This window comes from uncultured Capnocytophaga sp. (assembly GCF_963525585.1).
Classification (GTDB): Bacteria; Bacteroidota; Bacteroidia; order Flavobacteriales; family Flavobacteriaceae; genus Capnocytophaga.
Map to the genome: position 1 here is coordinate 1 of NZ_CAURLX010000022.1, position 14,640 is coordinate 14,640.

The 14,640-nt window shown below is 41.4% G+C and carries 9 protein-coding genes and 1 pseudogene; 4 read left to right on the top strand and 6 right to left on the bottom strand.

Features of this window, described 5'->3' with window-relative positions:
* From RYK20_RS06450 to RYK20_RS06460, 3 genes and pseudogenes are all read right to left on the bottom strand, one after another.
* Positions 1–628: pseudogene (locus RYK20_RS06450) on the bottom strand (hypothetical protein); the annotation flags it as partial.
* 112 nt (positions 629–740) lie between these two features.
* A complete protein-coding gene (locus RYK20_RS06455) occupies positions 741–1,754 on the bottom strand; it encodes a phosphatase PAP2 family protein (RefSeq protein WP_314894835.1) in 1,014 nt (337 codons plus the stop codon).
* A gap of 73 nt (positions 1,755–1,827) precedes the next feature.
* Positions 1,828–2,817, bottom strand: a complete 990-nt coding sequence (locus tag RYK20_RS06460; protein ID WP_297978488.1) for an aspartate-semialdehyde dehydrogenase — start codon at positions 2,815–2,817, stop codon at positions 1,828–1,830.
* Positions 2,818–2,936: 119 nt separating this feature from the next.
* On the opposite strand from RYK20_RS06460, the gene rimO reads away from it, so the two are divergent.
* A complete protein-coding gene (gene rimO / locus RYK20_RS06465) occupies positions 2,937–4,241 on the top strand; it encodes a 30S ribosomal protein S12 methylthiotransferase RimO (protein WP_311456503.1) in 1,305 nt (434 codons plus the stop codon).
* 92 nt (positions 4,242–4,333) lie between these two features.
* Here rimO and RYK20_RS06470 read toward each other — a convergent pair whose 3' ends face one another.
* Both RYK20_RS06470 and RYK20_RS06475 read right to left on the bottom strand, forming a co-directional pair.
* Positions 4,334–4,714 carry a RidA family protein gene (locus RYK20_RS06470; protein ID WP_314801129.1) on the bottom strand — a complete coding sequence of 127 codons (381 nt, stop codon included), beginning with the start codon at positions 4,712–4,714 and terminating at the stop codon, positions 4,334–4,336.
* A gap of 39 nt (positions 4,715–4,753) precedes the next feature.
* Complete coding sequence (locus tag RYK20_RS06475; protein ID WP_314602814.1) at positions 4,754–7,309, bottom strand: putative LPS assembly protein LptD; 2,556 nt, start codon at positions 7,307–7,309, stop codon at positions 4,754–4,756.
* Positions 7,310–7,579: 270 nt separating this feature from the next.
* On the opposite strand from RYK20_RS06475, the gene RYK20_RS06480 reads away from it, so the two are divergent.
* Positions 7,580–8,602 carry an N-acetylmuramoyl-L-alanine amidase gene (locus tag RYK20_RS06480; protein WP_314894836.1) on the top strand — a complete coding sequence of 341 codons (1,023 nt, stop codon included), beginning with the start codon at positions 7,580–7,582 and terminating at the stop codon, positions 8,600–8,602.
* Between the two features lie 3 nt (positions 8,603–8,605).
* On the opposite strand, the gene ligA is transcribed toward RYK20_RS06480, so the two are convergent.
* Positions 8,606–10,597, bottom strand: coding sequence for an NAD-dependent DNA ligase LigA (gene ligA, locus RYK20_RS06485; protein WP_311456537.1), 1,992 nt, complete (start codon positions 10,595–10,597; stop codon positions 8,606–8,608).
* 440 nt (positions 10,598–11,037) lie between these two features.
* On the opposite strand from ligA, the gene RYK20_RS06490 reads away from it, so the two are divergent.
* Together RYK20_RS06490 and RYK20_RS06495 are read left to right on the top strand one after the other, a co-directional pair.
* Positions 11,038–13,782 (top strand): TonB-dependent receptor, encoded by a 2,745-nt coding sequence (locus tag RYK20_RS06490; RefSeq protein ID WP_297978286.1) that lies wholly within the window; start codon positions 11,038–11,040, stop codon positions 13,780–13,782.
* Between the two features lie 17 nt (positions 13,783–13,799).
* Entirely contained in the window at positions 13,800–14,633 is an 834-nt protein-coding gene (locus RYK20_RS06495) for a DUF5689 domain-containing protein (RefSeq protein WP_314894837.1), read from the top strand.
* The last annotated feature ends 7 nt before the right edge of the window (positions 14,634–14,640 follow it).

Here is a 14,640-nt window from a genome sequence, read left to right on the forward strand (position 1 = left end):
GAGCCTTAGTAGTTGTCTTAACACCATCTATTGCCCAATAGCCATCTATTATAGAAAGTACAGGAGTACGTCCATCTTGACCTTTATCTCCTTGAGCCTTAGTAGTTGTCTTAACACCATCTATTGCCCAATAGCCATCTATTATAGAGAATACAGGGGTACGTCCATCTTGACCTTTATCTCCTTGAGCCTTAGTAGTTGTTTTAACACCATCTATTGCCCAATAGCCATCTATTATAGTAAGTACAGGAGTACGTCCATCTTGACCTTTATCTCCCTGAGCCTTAGTAGTTGTCTTAACGCCATCTATTGCCCAATAGCCATCTATTATAGAGAATACCGGGGTATGTCCATTTTGACCATCACGACCGGGGTTTCCTTGTAGACCTCTAAGATTCATAATCGGGGTGGTTCCCCATCCAGTCTCTGTTTTGGTGTAAAGATCGGATGTGGTAATATCCAAATAATAGTCTCCTTTTTCTCCTTTGGAGGCGTCTGGAGCACCACTACCTGAAAGGATCGCACTACCGTGAGTTACAACACGTTCACGGATTATCTGTTCAGCATCTTTGGTACAGTGTACAGCGGTTAATGCTACAAATAATAATGGAAGCAGATATTTTTTCATTGGTTATAAATTAACTCTATATTAATTTGGTGCAAAATTACGTTTTCTTATAGAAACAAAAAAATATTTTTTAACTTATTTTTCAACAAGGTGTTAAGATAGTATCAATAAATTACCAAGAGAGTGTAGCTCCATAGAGTTGAGTTCCGTCCCAAGCCTTGGAGCTGGAGAGGTTCCAATGGTATTTTTGGGTAGTTTTAAATCGATAATCAGAGGTTTGGATACGTGATTTAGCGATATTTTTCCCAATAAGATATCCCATAAAGAGTGCAATAGGGTAATCCGAAGCCCAATGTACCTTACTTTGCATCATTTCAAAGGACATCAGTGCCAAAGCAGTATAACTCACAGGCTTGATCCACTTATAATCCTTGTAATTCTCAGCTAATACTGTTACAGCAGCCATTGCAGTGGTGAGGTGTCCTGAGGGCATCGCATCGTAATGGGAGGTCTGCTTCTGGTAGGCAGCAAAGCTAGGAGCAAATGTCCAAAAACTATGCCATCTTCCATTCTCTGCAGTAATAAAAGGACTTTCCCTACCGGTGAGTCGCTTGATAGGCTGTACAAATACTCCCGTGATGAGTATGCTCTCAATAAGTTGCATAGCGGTACTCTTAGCTCTATAGTCGTCAGTAATCAGTCCATAGGTTGCCAGGCCACCACTAATGAAGATAAAAGTAGTTCCATTTCCTATAAAGTATAAGGCGGAATTGACATCGGCAGGGACGATTTTTAGGAAGCCTAGTTTTTTATAGGTATGGTGTTCGTTTAAGCCTAGGGAAGCACCGAAATTACGACTTTCCTTAATTAGCCAAGGGTCGGCAGGGATCAGGGCTGCAGTGGCTCCTAAAGCGGCGATTCCGTACGGATAGTAAGGCTTCGCTACAAAGTCCTTGAGGGTATTAAGGGTATTTTGAGGAGCTTTATTGATTAAGTCCCAAAACTTTGGTTTCTCATAAGTAAAATAAAGGTCAGGCTCTATTTGATAATGGGCTCCTTCAATTTCTTTAGGTATCCAATTTTCATCTACAGGGATGGTATCTGATACAGTACCTGCCACTACCTCCTGTGCAATTGTGGTATTGATACAGAAAAAGAAAGGAAGTAAAAGAAAGATATGTTTCATATAGTGAATAATAGAGAGTGAGAAGTAAGGGCGAATTGTAATTCGCCCCTAATAATCATATTCTTATTGATAGTTATTTAAGAATTCCTTTCTTAATAAGTGTCTCGGCAATTTGAATGGTATTGGTAGCAGCCCCTTTGCGGAGATTATCAGCAACGACCCAAAGATTAAGGGTTTTCGGCTGTGACTCATCACGACGTACACGCCCTACAAATACCTCATCTTTGCCATGAGCATAGATAGGCATAGGGTAGGTATTGGTATCGGTATTGTCCTGAAGGATTACTCCAGGAGCTTGGCTGAGGAGTTTGCGTACCTCAGCAAGGTCATATTCTTGTTCAAATTCCACATTGACCGCTTCACTATGTCCGCCCACTACGGGGATACGTACAGCAGTGGCTGTTACACGAATGGAGTCGTCAGCAAAGATTTTTTTGGTTTCTCTGACTAATTTCATTTCTTCTTTGGTATAACCGTTTTCTTCAAAGACATCACAATGAGGGATGGCATTGCGGTGGATAGGGTAGTGGTATGCCATTGTACCTTGTATGCCTTTGTATTCATTTTCTAGCTGATTGACAGCCTTTACTCCTGTACCAGTGATAGACTGATAGGTAGAGACTACAATACGCTTGATGCCAAACTTACGCAAGGGGGCTAGAGCTACTAGCATTTGAATAGTAGAACAGTTAGGGTTGGCTATAATTTTGTCTTCCGCTGTAAGGATATCTGCATTGATTTCAGGAATCACCAACTTTTTGGTTGGATCCATACGCCAAGCAGAGGAGTTATCCACTACAATAGTACCTACTTGGGCAAACTTGGGAGCCCACTCCTTGGAGGTATCGCCTCCAGCGGAGAACAGAGCTACATCAGGCTTAAGGGAGATGGCTTGGCTCATTCCCACTACTTTATATTCTTTTCCTTTGAAGGAGATGGTTTTTCCTACAGATTTTTCAGAAGCTACAGGGATGAGTTCTGTTACAGGGAAATTGCGTTGTGCCAAGACCTCCAGCATGACATTGCCTACTAAGCCTGTGGCTCCTACTACGGCTACTTTCATAAATATTTTTTTATTAGGATTAAACACGCAAAGGTATAAATTTTTTCTGTATAGGCAAAGAAATTTCGTTTATTCTTCTAAAAGATGTATTTTTGCACCCTCAAACAAATCCAACAACAATGCGGACAAAATCCACCAAACAGAATAAAATCAATGTTATTACCTTAGGTTGTTCAAAGAATGTGTATGATAGTGAAGTGCTTATGGGGCAACTCAAAGCCAGTGGGAAGCAGGTAGTACACGAGGAAAAAGGAAATATAGTAGTGATTAATACCTGTGGCTTTATCAACAATGCTAAGGAAGAGAGTGTGAATACAATCCTAGAGTACATTCAGAAGAAAGAAGAAGGACTCGTGGATAAAGTATTCGTAATGGGCTGTCTTTCTGAGCGCTATAAGCCAGAGCTAGAGAAGGAGATTCCAGATGTCGATCAGTACTTTGGAACGACAGAGCTTCCGCAACTGCTCAAGGTATTGGGAGCCGATTATAAGCACGAACTTATTGGGGAGCGACTGACGACTACCCCTAAGAACTATGCCTACCTAAAGGTTTCTGAAGGGTGTGATCGACCTTGTAGCTTCTGTGCCATTCCGCTGATGCGAGGGAGCCATAAGAGTACTCCTATTGAGAACTTGGTAATTGAGGCAGAAAAATTGGCTAAAAAAGGGGTAAAAGAGCTCATTCTTATTGCCCAAGATGTTACCTATTATGGATTAGACCTCTATGGAGAGCGTAAGCTTGCAGATTTGCTCCGTGCATTGGTTAAAGTAGAGGGAATAGAATGGATCCGTATCCACTATGCTTTCCCTACAGGATTCCCTAAAGATGTGATTGAGGTAATGAAACAAGAACCTAAAATATGCAAATATCTAGACATTCCACTACAACATATCTCAGATTCTATTCTTAAGAGTATGAAAAGAGGGACAACTCAGGAGAAAACTACCCGCTTACTCAAGGAATTTCGGGAAGCAATGCCTGAAATAGCTGTTCGTACGACTCTTATTGTGGGGTATCCCAATGAAACAGAAGCCGATTTTGAACTTTTGAAAGATTTTGTGCGAGAAATGCGCTTCGAGAGGTTGGGTTGTTTCACTTACAGCCACGAAGAGAATACAGCAGCCTATGAATTAGAAGATAATATTCCAGAGGAAGTAAAGCAACGCCGTGCTGCAGAGATTATGGAAATACAGTCTCAAATCTCGTGGGAGCTAAACCAAGAGAAAGTAGGGAAGACTTTCCGATGCCTTATTGACCGCAAGGAAGGACAGTACTTTGTGGGGCGTACCGAATATGATTCTCCTGATGTAGATAATGAAGTCTTGATAGATGCAAGTAAGTACTATGTGAAGATAGGTGATTTCGCACAGGTGCTTATCACTGAGGCTACAGACTTTGATATGTATGGAACGCCTGTATCTTAATAGGTGAAGACTATCCAAAAAGTGATTATTATGACTCTTCTATAAGGGTGTTTTGCTTACCTCTTTTTGGATAGTCTTTTTTACTGAAAAAGCTATTTTACAGCGATGCAGGAGATTTCCACCGCAACTCCTTTAGGAAGTTTTGCCACTTGGTAGGTCTCCCTTGCAGGCGCTCCTTCGGTAGGGAAATAAGCTCCATAGAGTTCGTTTACCTGAGCAAAATGGGCTAAATCCTCAAGAAGAATGGTTGTTTTGACCACATCAGCAAAGGAATATCCGGCTTCCTCTAGAATAGCCTTAAGGTTTTCCATTACCTGCTTGGTTTCAGGGACAATCCCTCCTGAGACTACTTCTCCCGTTTGGGGATTGATGGGAATTTGCCCAGATACATACAAGGTGTTTCCAGCTAAGATGGCTTGGCTGTAAGGTCCTATAGGGGCAGGAGCCTTAGTGGAAAGTATTACTTTTTTCATACGAATATAAATTTGATATTTTGATAATTAGCAAATAAATTAGTTAAGTACTCTATCAGGTGACTTGTTCTTTTCCCACTTAAGGTCAGAGAGCATAGAGGCTTTGATTCCAATAAAAAAGTACCAAGAATTTCGGTCTCCAAAAGGAGAGAAACTAAAGGACATACGGAAGCTATTGAGATCTCTTTCGAAACGTATCTGAGTATAGGTAACCCCATTATTGGCAAAATCATACCCAGAAGAAGCACCTACGCGCCATTTGGGGGTTAAGTCTACATTCCCAGAGACCATTAGTGAATTACTGGAAATCATAGGATTTCGGTTGTTATTGGAATAAGATAGGGAATGAGCAAGGGTAATGTCCCAAGGCATAGAGGCATAGTAGAGCCTTTGCTTTTTTTCTGTTTCTTTTTTGTCAGGATCCTCTTCTTTCATAGGCTTGCTCAGGTCGGTATTCATAGCTGCACCAAAGAGGTCGTCCGAACGCCCACCAGAGGCAGTGTTATCACTACTTTTGCTTTTTTGGAAGTTTTTGCTAGAGAAAGCATAGTTCAAGGTGAGGTTGGCATTGGTGAGCCTAAAGAGACTACCTCCATTATTGATATTGAACTTCTCCATCTGGCTACCATTGGCATCAATGGCATAAGGATTCAAGGTAGCTCCGAAATTTACCCCTAACTTATTGTCAAAGAGCTGAGTTCCTCCTGTGATATTCACTGGGCTGAATTGTTTTCGTACTAGGTCATAGGAAGAAGAAAAATTCAAGCTATTGAGGAGCATCACTTTTTTTACAGCTGTATCAGTGGAGTCCTTGCTACGTACTTTGGCTTCAAAGGTATTGCTTAAGGAGAAGTTCATTGCGCTGGACTCATTACGTCCTGGGGTGCCATAAAGTCCTCCCTCAAAACGACTATACTCACGACGAGTACCGAAAGCATCAGCGATGTAATAATCATAATAGTTATCAAAGGATGGTGTATAACCGTAACTTACTGATGGTCTCATTACGTGTCGGATTGCTTGAATCTTTTTATCCTTTCCGAAATCAAAAGTACCATAGAGGGTAGTCCCTATTCCCGCCCCAAAGTTATAGGTGAGATAGCGGTCAAACCCATTGAGAGTGTCTTTATCTACTCGGTTGGTTAGGTCACTATAGTCGTGGTATCTTACAGTCTTGAACTGCCAAGTCTCATTCAAGGAAGAGTTCAAGGAGACACTGAAGAACTTCAGCACTTTGAAGTTGGTACTCAAAGGGATACTATGGCGGAAGCCACTCTGTGCTTTGGCAAACATAGCACTGGAGAAGAACTCATTATCGGTGGTGGTGTAACGGTTATCTCCCTGAAGGCTATAGTTCAGGTTGATATTCTCGATAAGTCCCTTTTTAGGCATTCCTCTTTTGACAAAAGGATAGATACGTTCCATACTTACACGCATCGCAGGGAGTGTCATTTGGATACTCTGTGTATTCGTATTCTGCGAATGCGAAGCCGTCAAGGATAGGTTTACCGATGGATAGGAAGGGAAAGTCCTTGAATACGAAATAGATGAAGAGAGCGTGTTATTAAGGAAATTAGAGGAATTCTGCTGGTTATATGAATTGCGGTAATAAGTAGAACTTCCCAAGTTCACCGAAGCGGAGAAAGTAGAAAGCGGGCTGGACTTACTATCTTGAGAGTGAGACCACTGGATGTTATAGATAGAATTACGGCTATAGTCAGGGAATCCTCGCTGGCTATAGATGAGGTTCTCATACCGCAGATTAAAATTTCCTGAATATTTGTAACGCTTGCGATAGGTGGAGTTGGTACGGATTCCGTAACTGCCGTTGGTATAGTAATCTCCTGTAAGGGCTAGGTCTAAATAATCAGAAATAACAAAGTAATATCCTCCATTCTGAAGGAAATAACCACGGTCATTCACTTGTCCGAAGGTAGGAAAGAGGAGCCCAGAGGTACGAGATTCCGTCATTGGGTAATAGGCAAAAGGTAACGCGATAGGAGTAGGTACATCTGAGATATACATATTGCTAAAGCCCGCTACGATTTTTTTCTTAGGGACAAATTTTGCTTTGCGTAAGCGGATATAATAATCAGGATCAGAGAGGTCTTCCGCAGTAGTGACGATACCTTCGTGAAGGAAGTAGGTGGAATCATTCTCTTTTTTGATAATCTGAGCTCGGATTTTGTTTTCGTCCTGAGTAGTATAAGCGTTACGGATAATTGCTTTTTTGGTTACGTAGTTGAATCGAATAGAATCAGGTTCAATTACTTGGTTTCCTTGCTTGAATATAGGAGATTGCGTAGGGTTTCCTGTACTGTCCTTAATTCCTCCGGCATAAGCTTCTCGTTTTTGGTAATTAATGATACTGATTCCTGCCTCTAAGTTCGTATCTTCATAGGATATCTTGCTCTGGTCATAAAGGGTGATTTGTTTCTTGTGTTTGCTGATAACTACACAGTCCTTGGCTTGATAGCGAACCACATCAGAAAGGATGCTAGGCTTCTTTAGGGTGTCCTTAGGTGTAATGGCTAAGGAGTCCTTTGCCAAAGTATCGGAGAGGGTAGGTAGCACTTCGCTTAAGGGCGCTACCATTGAGGCTCTTAGGGGAGCCTTTTTCTGGGCAAAGAGTCCTATAAAACAAGTGATAACTCCTATCAGTAAGCTATATTTTTTATTTATTTGCAAAATATAAAGAGGTAGGTGTAAAAGTTCAACATTTTTTTCTACTTTTGCATTTTGAAAATCAAAGGTTTAAACTAGAGTTAATCCGTTTATTTTCAAAGGTCAAACTTACGGATATTTTTTGTATCCTGAAAGACTTGCTGAGAAATATTGTCGTTTTTTAAAGAAATTTTATCATTAATGAAGTATTTAGGCTATCTTCTTCTGTTCTTTTCGTTGCCTATGTTAGGGCAACAGCAATTCACCATTGTCTTAGATGCAGGACACGGAGGCAAAGACCCAGGAAAGGTTCATAAGAAAATCTATGAAAAGGATATTGTTCTTAAAATAGTCCTCTTGGTAGGGAAAGAACTTGAAAAAGATCCCTTATATAGAGTTATTTATACCCGTAAGGATGATCGCTTTATAGAACTGTATGAGCGAGGAACCCTTGCTAATAAGGCAAAAGCAGACCTTTTTGTGTCAGTACACTGTAATTCTTCTCTTAGTAAGGAAGCTCACGGATCGGAATCCTATGTACTAGGCTTACACGTGAGTGATATCAACTTTGAGGTAGCTAAGGAAGAGAATCGGGTAATCTATCTGGAGAAGGATTACAAGCAAAAGTATGCAGGCTATGATATCAATTCCCCAGAATCTTTCATTGGCTTATCCATAATGCAGGAGGAGTTCCTTGAACAGAGTATTCAGGCTGCCAAGCGCGTACAGTCCGCCCTCGCTGAGAATACCCAGCGTAAGGATAGAGGAGTTAAGCAAGCAGGCTTTATTGTTCTACACCAGACTTATATGCCTTCCTTGCTAATAGAAACTGGTTTTTTGAGCAATGAAGCCGAACGAGACTTCCTTAACTCTGCTAAAGGGCAACAACAGATAGCAGAAAGCATTGTTAAGGCAATTAAGAATTATAACCATTGGCTTAAGAGTAATAATACTATAAACCCTATTCTTGAATCTGATATTTACTACCGCGTACAGATATCCACTTCTAATAAAGATTTGCCAGCTGTTCCTTCAAACTTCAAGGGATTGAGTCCTATTATCAAGGAAAAGATAGGGAACGCTTTCCGTTATTACTATGGTAAAGAATCAGAGAAAAGCAAGATAGATCAGCTCCTACAAATCGCTAAGGATAAGGGCTTTAAGGATGCTTTTATAGTTCCTTTTGTTAAGGGTAAGCGTTCCACAATGGATGCTATAAGATAAGCCTTATTCAAGGATTAGCTTTTCAAAATCTGCTTCTGAGAGGATGGGGATATTCAGCTGAGTGGCTTTTTCTAGCTTACTAGGTCCCATATTTTCACCAGCTACGACATAACTTGTTTTGGAAGAGATGGAGGAGCCTACTTTTCCACCGTGACTCTCAATAAGCGCTTTGAGTTCGTCACGGGAATGGCGGGCAAAGACCCCAGAGACTACCAGTGTCTTTCCTTTTAGTACATCCGAGATAGGCGCTTCTGTTTCCTGAATTTCCATTTGTAATCCGTATCTTTCTAAGCGTTCTAGAATGGCTTTATTAAGGTCATTAGCAAAGAATTCGATGACGCTCTGCGCGATACGGTCACCTATTTCATCTATCTGGATAAGGGCTTCATAGGAAGTAGTGCGTAGTGCTTGTAAGCTCTTATAGGTTTTAGCAAGCTTTTTAGCGACAGTTTCTCCTACCATACGGATTCCTAAGGCAAAGAGCACCCGCTCAAAAGGTACTTCCTTGGACTTCTCAATTCCTTTTATTATGTTCTGTGCGCTACGAGTACCCATACGCTCCAAGTCTTGTATTTGTTCGGCTTTGAGCTCATAGAGATCTGCATAATTGTGGATAAGCCCAGCGCGGAACATCAGTTCTACTGTTTCAGAGCCTAAGCCTTCAATATCCATAGCCTTACGGGAAATAAAGTGCTGGATACGTCCGGTAATCTGTGGAGGGCATCCATAAGCGTTGGGGCAGTAGTGTTGTGCTTCTCCCTCATTGCGTACCAGAGGAGTGTTACATTCAGGGCAGTGTGTGATAAAAGTAATAGGAGTCGCTTGTGAAGAACGTTGTTCGAGCTTTACTCCTGTGATTTTAGGGATAATCTCACCTCCTTTTTCGACAAATACTTCGTCGGATAGGTGTAAGCCTAGCTTAGCAATTTGGTCTGCATTATGCAGGGAAGCACGCTTAACGATGGTACCTGCTAGTAATACAGGAGTAAGGTTGGCTACAGGAGTAATGGCGCCTGTGCGTCCTACCTGATAGGAGATGCTTTCCAGAGTAGTACTCACCTGTTCGGCTTTGAACTTATAGGCAATAGCCCACCGAGGAGATTTGGAAGTGTATCCGAGCTCCTGCTGAGCGTGGTATTCATTGACCTTAATAACCACCCCATCTGTCTCATAAGGGAGGTCGTGGCGGTGAATATCCCAATAGTTGATGAAGTCCATTACCTCCTGAGTGCTATGACATAGCTGTGATTGAGAAGGAACTTTAAAGCCCCATTCACGAGCTTTCTGTAAGCTCTCGAACTGGGTATGTATGGGAAGGTTATTGCCTACTACATAGTAGAGTAAGCAGTCTAGCGGACGCTTAGCTACTTCAGTGGTATCTTGTAGCTTAAGGCTTCCGCTGGCGGTATTTCGAGGGTTCATATAAGGGTCTTCTCCTTCGGCAATACGCTGTTCATTCATCTTCTTAAAGCCTTCCTTGAGGATAATGATTTCTCCACGAATATGGAAGTCCTCAGGGTAATCTCCACGGAGGGTTAGGGGTACGCTCCCAATGGTACGTACATTGGCAGTAATCTCATCCCCTTGTATACCATCTCCTCGGGTAGTGGCTTGTACAAGCTTGCCTTGGCGATAGGTAAGGTCTATAGAAGCACCATCATACTTAAGCTCACATACAAAAGAGACTTTCTCAGTGCCTAAGAGCTTCAGTACGCGCTTTTCCCATTCCTCAAGCTCTTCTTTGGAGTAAGAGTTGTCTAAGGAGTACATTCTAAATTCGTGGGTTACGGTGGGGAAATTTTTGGTAATCTGACCTCCAACACGTACTGAGGGTGAATTGGGGTCATTGTATTGAGGATATTGTTTTTCTAATTCCTGTAAGGCTTTGAGTTTCTGGTCAAATTCATAGTCAGAGATACTAGGGGTATCAAGGACATAATAGTTGTAATTGTGTTGGTTAAGTTCCTCACGTAAGGTTTGGATTTTTTCTAGGATAGGATCATTCATTGGGGTAGTTTTTTATTTTGAGAGAGGGATCTCCGCAGAGGTTCTTTTAATTAGCGGATTTTTCTTTTTCTTATTGGGGCAAAGGTACGACAATTGCAAGAAAGAATCAAGTAGTGAAGGCGTTAAAACGATGATATTTTCTTGTTATCGAATCTTAAAATGTAGAAATAGCCTTTAAAAATACCTTTCCTTATATATAAAACCGGAGGTATCCTCAGCTTAAGAACCTCTTTTATCCTTCTCTTGTTTCAATACAGTTTGGCTCAGTTTTTAGAATAACAAGAAAAATATTGATTTTTTCTATTTAGATATAAAAAAAAGTAATCGTTAAAAAGTGTTTAATGGGTTGGTCTTTCAAAAAAAATCACTACTTTTGCCATAAGAAAATCCCATAAGGGAAGGTCTTTTTGTTTTGTAAATAGAACGTAATGAAATATCTAATTTTTTCTTTTTGTTTTCTTCTGGGAATGTGTGCTTTTGGGCAAGAATTCTTATTGCAAGGGCTCGTTAAGGAAGGCACGCAACCACTTTCAGGAGTTATAGTTTCAGTGGAAGGGCAGGAGATACAAACACAAACAGATGTTAAGGGGGCTTTTCAGCTAAGCCTTCCACAAGGGAGCTATACCTTGCGAGTATATGCCGATGGGTATCAGCTGAAAAAAGTGCCTGTAAATCTGTTAGCTTCCTCATCACTTCAGGATATTTTTTTAGTGAAGCTACCTCAGGTAGGGAGTGAACAAGTAAGCAGTACTATAAGCCTTTCTGATGAAGAACTTTCCGATGAGGAGGGGAGTCCTTCAATGATTTCGGGCTTGTTACAGTCTTCACAGGAGTTATATTTCCGTAGGGCTTCTTTTGATTTTAGTCCTGTGTATTATCGTCCTCGAGGCTACCAGAGCAATGCTGCGACAGTGCTTGTCAATGGGATAAATATGGCTAAGGTAGAGACAGGACGCCCTCAGTGGAGTAACTGGGGAGGGCTGAATGAAGCTACTCGTAACCAGCGTATAGTAACCGGAGTCAGTACATCCCCAGATGATTTCGGAGGAGTTTTTGGGAGTAATGCTATTGTAATAGCGCCTTCTCAGTTGCGTAATGGCTTGCGTATTTCAGGGACTACTACCAATAGGAACTATTATACACGGGCAATGGCTACTTATAACTCAGGAATTACCCCTAAGGGGTGGGGTTATATGCTTTCAGGTTCCTATCGAGGAGGTAATGGCAAGCAATGGATTCTCCCCTCTATAGAAGGGATGCTCTACCAATCCTATGCGCTTTCAGGAGCTATAGAATACCAAGCAAGTCCGTATTTTTCTACTAATTTAATGGGGATTTTCTCGTATAATCATCGTGGAAAGTCCGCTCCTCTTACGCAAGAGATGATAGGCTTAGGAGGCAGAAACTATAATCCTAATTGGGGTTACCAAGCCGGTGAACTACGGAATGCTAAGCTTAAGCGTATTGCAGAACCTCTTTTTGTCCTCTCCAATACTTATCATAAAGGAGATACCAAAATCTCAGCGCATTTGGGCTACCAGTGGGGAGAAGTGGGGGACACCCGCTTACAATATGTGAAGTCTCAGAACCCTGATCCTACTTTCTATACTCAATTACCTACCTATTATTACAATATGTATGACCCTACTACAGGAACAGGGGATCCGCTAGCTTGGGATAAGGCAGCACGCCAGATCACTTATTTTAGAGCTAATAAACAACTTAATTGGGATAAGCTCTATCAAGCCAATGCCCGTGTAGGAGGGGAAAGCCTATATGCCTTAAATGAGGACATCGTCAGTACTCAGACCCTTTCGGCGAACCTGCTGGCAACCACCAAGATAGAGCCTCATATCACTTTTAGTGGAGGGGCTTCCTATCAGCATATCTCTACTGATAACTATCAGCAAATTAATGATTTGTTAGGAGGTCAATATTTTCTAAATAAGAGTTATTACTCAGGAGACCTTTATGACACCCCTGAGAACTTACGCCTACAAGTAGGCGATAAGTACCAGTATGATTATAAAGCAAGGGTACAAAGAGCTCAAGTCTTTGGAGAGCTACGCTTTAAGTATGATAGAGCGGACTTCTATGTAGCAGGACGCTTTCACCATACGGATTACCAACGTGAGGGGCTTTTTGCCAATAATGCAGTCTATACCGATGCCAAAGGAAAAAGTGGCTTAAAGTATATGAATACCCTCAGTACCAAGGCAGGGATTACCTACAGCCTTACAGGTAGGCATCTGTTACAGTTCAATACGGGTTACTTTGAGGAAGCACAACCTCTGAACCATATCTTTGTGAATATCCGTAATTCTAATACTCTGATTCCTTTTGGCTTAAAACCTGAAACCCAGATTACAGCTGATGGAAGTTACCTCATCAGGGCTCCTTATGTGAAAGCACGTTTGACAGGTTATGTGACTAAGTTCGAGAATGTTACTGAAAAAAGTTATTTTTTCACGCAATCACGCGTAGGGGAGGAGTCTGCAGGCTTTGTTACCCAGACAATGGTGGGTGCTGACAAATTGCATTTTGGAGGAGAAGTAGGAGCAGAAGTACAACTAACCCCTTCTTGGAAAGTAACTGCGGTAGCTTCTGTAAACCAATATACTTATACCAATAATCCGTATCTGTTCCAGTCCTCTGATAAGCAACTAGTGGGCACTCCCTTGGTGGCTTACCTGAAAGATTACCGTGCGGGGAATACTCCTGAGCAAGTATATTCTCTAGGAATAGAATACCAAAGTCCTCATTATTGGTGGGTAGGGCTTACTGGAAATTTGTTTGATAAGAACTATATTGCTATAGCTCCTAGCCTTCGTACAGAAAATATTTATCGAGACCCTAATACAGGAAGTCGCTACACTCATATAGACGAACAACAGGTTAGGGACTTACTTCGTCAAGAGAAATTGCCTACCTTATTCCTGATGAATCTTAGTGCAGGGAAGTCTTGGCGTATCAAAGGAAATTTCCTTAATGTATTCCTAAGTGTGAATAACTTGCTCAACACCCAGTTCAAGACCAATGGGTATGAGCAAGCTCGAAAAGGAGATTATCAATCAATGCTGGCTGACCGAAAGAATGGTTATCCTACCTTTGGGAATAAGTACTTTATAGGCTATGGTACTACCTATTACCTGAATGTTACTCTAAGTCTGTAATATAAAAAAATAAAACAATGAAAAAGCTCGCACTCTATATACTCTCTCTAGGATTCCTTTCTTCTTGTGAAAAGATGTCCAACTATGATACGCCTAACCTAGAAGAGCTCTCTGCAAAGCAAAAAGCCCAAGCAGAAGCTTTTACAGGGCAATTTGTTACCTATTCGCAGCTTAGGACAAGAGTAACTACCTCTTTCTCCCAATATGAAGGAAATGATGCCTTTGAGGGTTATGTAATCTCCAGTGACGAATCAGGTAATTTCTATAAGAAAATCTATGTACAAGCCCCAGACAAGTCTGGTACACTAGTGGTAGCCATTGATCAAAAAGGACTCTATGGAGACCTCCCTGTAGGAAGCAAGGTACAAGTAAGACTTCAGGGAACTACCCTGTGGTATAATTCTCGCTATTCGATTATTGAAATAGGCTATGGGCACGGAGCTACTTCTAGTGGGAATCCTAGAATCCACAGCTTGCCTTCCTCAATGTACGCACAGGTACTGGTGCCTACCACTGAACGGGTAGCTCTGGAGAGACTTTCAACCACCTTTGAGAATCTGCGTTTTAATAGGGAATTGTATAATAATCAGTTGATTACTCTTAAGAATGTACGCTTCTCCTCTGCAGATGTTGGAAAGCCCTATCATAATCCTCTCAATCAGTATAGTACTACCTACGAACTCATTAGTACCTCTGGAGCATCTTTAGGATTTCTTACTAGCAAGTTTGCAACTTATGCTAACCAGCTACTTCCTGCAGGAAACCTCCAGATTACAGGGATCCTTACCAAGTTCCAAGATGAGTATCAATTCTCTGTTAATACTATAGAAGATTTGAAAATAATAAATTAAAATACAG